Genomic DNA, 2404 nt, shown 5'->3' on the forward strand with positions numbered 1-2404 from the left:
CGGTATTCCCTTCACTCGTCTGGAGTTCCTTTGGATCCTGGCTGCGCACCATCCGTCCCGGCATCCCTCCATCGGAGTTGGTTGTCGCCAGTGCACTACGACAATGCCTGCCCGAATTTCTCGTGAATAGCGCCAAAACCAATTTCTTCGCGAAATTCATCGCCGAAAGGCAGGACCCTGACACCTTCGAGATGTTCCGACTGGCCACATAACCCCAAGACTGTGCCGAACTCGGCACTCTTGAGCTGTCTAAGTTCGCCATTAGTAGTTGAATAAGAATGAGTTGCGTTCAAACAGTTCGCAGGCTGTCGGCAGCAAGGGAACATGCAAAGAGCCCAAGTGCTTGAACAAGATGGCGTCAACCGAGTTGCGCCAGCGCAAGCCGTTGCTAACGTCGAGGTCAATCACAAGCGCCCACCCAAGGTTCGCCACGTTCCTCAGAAGCAATGTTGACTCGGCGGCAACGGCTAGTGCGAAGCGTGACGGGCATTGGGTCCCTCCCACGAAAATAAGCCAGTCCCTTCCGACGATAACTTCGGGGGACGCCGCTTTTGATATTGCAATTCTCGAGTGATGTTGCCTGCACGCCGCTCGGCGAGCCCAGACTTCATCTGGTGTCCGGGTGCGAGTCGTCCGCGGTATTTCGTCCAACCACCCGTCGGATCGGAGTCCTTTCCGGGGCGCGCACCGAGATAGGGATGAGTTCGTTGAGTTCCGGGAGCCGAAAAGGACCGGTCGACCGTCCCGCACGGTCCTGAGTTATGGAAAATTGCCAATTGTGCAACTAGGAAAAATTACGTACGCTATTCTTTGTCGATTCGAATTCATCGACACGGTCGGTGACCGCCTTGGACGAACCCGCTTGTCTGCCGAGTGTGAACTCGCGGGTTAAAGCAAACAGTACGCGTCACCATGCAATGTAGTTTGTTTCAAATCTGGACACAAAAATGCCAACCGGTACAGTGAAGTGGTTCAACGATGCGAAGGGTTTTGGTTTCATTACTCCTGATGGCGGCGGTGAAGACCTTTTTGCTCATTTCTCGGAAGTGAAAGCGGAGGGATTTAAATCTCTGCAAGAGAACCAGAAAGTAAGTTTTGAAGTTAAACAAGGACCGAAGGGAAAGCAGGCGGCGAATATAACGCCTCTCTGACAATCCGGTTAATCCGATGCAGAAGAACATTGGCCCGCTGTTGCGGGCCGTTTCCAATCTCAATTTATCAGTTCGAGAGTGCACGTTGACATGTCCTTCGCTGGCAGGACCGGCAAGTGAAGTCACGGGGTAAATTTGACAGTTTGTCGAAAATAAAATGATGGTGCTTGTCGAACCCAGATTGTGCTCAATCTTCGCCTGCAGTAGGCTATGACCATGAGAAATGCACCGCAAGGCGCGCTCACTGCAGCGAAGAGAGCGCGCTGCAAAAATAGGGAAAATTTCTTGTTAGAAAGTATCACTCGGCCAAAAGCGGCGGTTGACCGACTTGCTGATGAATTCACTGGAAGCAATCGTGACCCCCGACTCCATCGCTGCATTGCTTATTAAACTCCAGGTTGACGAAGCGCTTATCCTGCCCGCCGAAACGACGTTGCAGCAAGTCGAAGGCGCGATGAAAACCGCGCGAACGCATACAAACTTAAAGCGATACGTACTCGGACAGCATCTCTGTTCGCAAGCCGGCTCGCAGTACTACCGAGTGCTGTGTTGTAGTGTCGAGATTGCCAACACCCAGCCAGCCGATGCGAGCGACGAATCCTCTTCGGACGAAAAGGCCTCGGCTCCGGCCGAGCGCGACGCCGCTTAAACCAAAGGCGGACGTCTTCGGGCGGCGAGCCATCCCTACACAAGCCGCGGCTCCGAGGGAACTGACATCGCGAGCTTGCTCACGCGTAGCGGGCACTTCCCTTCGCGCGACATCGTGACCGGCGTTTCCCTGAAAGCTTCAACAACCCCGGAGCGAGCGTTTTCCGACTTGTGTCTTGGACGCCGACCTGGATGGCTGCGGGCGCCTCAGACACCAAGCCTCGGCCCAACCCCTCGCATTCGTCGTCTCATCGCAGCCGACTTCAGTACAGCGGGACTTCTCATGGCCGCGCCTGTAGCCGACATGCCCGCCCTTCAGGCCGAGATGAACGGCCCGTTCTTCGCCGCGGTCGCCCTTGTAATTTCCCTGTCATATACACACGATAGGCCCCAGCCACTTTCGTGGCGGTCCGGTTGAACCGCCTCCGGTTTTGCTGGACACGAATTTGGGGTAAAAGTGTGTCTGGAAACGGAGTTGAACATGCTGAAGAAGTCGAATGTCACTGAGGTTGTGCCGGGGGCGGTGGAAGGAGCGCGTAGCGCGACTGGAAGCGCCCCCGGCGCAGCCGCCGAAGTGAAGCGGTGGTCAGCGAACCGGAAGAAAG

At 55.4% G+C, this 2404-nt stretch carries 2 protein-coding genes and 1 pseudogene; all 3 read left to right on the forward strand.

Annotated features, from left to right (window positions below; all coding sequences use genetic code 11):
* Nucleotides 1–212, forward strand: a pseudogene (locus AWB81_RS48045) (IS4-like element ISCku4 family transposase); the annotation flags it as partial.
* Nucleotides 213–947: 735 nt separating this feature from the next.
* Nucleotides 948–1151, forward strand: coding sequence for a cold-shock protein (locus tag AWB81_RS42095; RefSeq protein ID WP_087135598.1), 204 nt, complete (start codon nt 948–950; stop codon nt 1149–1151).
* A 334-nt stretch (nt 1152–1485) separates the two neighbouring features.
* Nucleotides 1486–1800, forward strand: coding sequence for a hypothetical protein (locus AWB81_RS42100; RefSeq protein WP_062644446.1), 315 nt, complete (start codon nt 1486–1488; stop codon nt 1798–1800).
* Nucleotides 1801–2404 lie beyond the last annotated feature (604 nt).

The organism is Caballeronia arationis (assembly GCF_001544975.2).
GTDB lineage: Bacteria > Pseudomonadota > Gammaproteobacteria > Burkholderiales > Burkholderiaceae > Caballeronia > Caballeronia arationis.